This window comes from Paenibacillus apis (genome assembly GCF_018333295.1).
GTDB lineage: Bacteria > Bacillota > Bacilli > Paenibacillales > Paenibacillaceae > Fontibacillus > Fontibacillus antibioticophila.
This window is the reverse complement of sequence record NZ_BORS01000096.1, coordinates 1-203: the sequence shown is the minus strand read 5'-3', so window position 1 is coordinate 203 and position 203 is coordinate 1. Positions and strand designations below refer to the sequence as shown.

The following is a 203-nucleotide window of genomic DNA, read 5'->3' as shown; positions in this document are numbered from 1 at the left end:
ATCTGGTAAGGCTAAATACTCCCTAGCGACCGATAGTGAAGCAGTACCGTGAGGGAAAGGTGAAAAGCACCCCGGAAGGGGAGTGAAAGAGAACCTGAAACCGTGTGCTTACAAGAAGTCAGAGCCCAATTTAGGGGTGATGGCGTGCCTTTTGTAGAATGAACCGGCGAGTTACGTTTGCAAGCAAGGTTAAGCCGAGAAGG

The 203-nt window shown here is 50.2% G+C and carries 1 rRNA gene; it reads left to right on the top strand.

From position 1 onward, the window contains the following. Window positions 1–203, top strand: a 23S ribosomal RNA gene (locus KI362_RS25475); the annotation flags it as partial.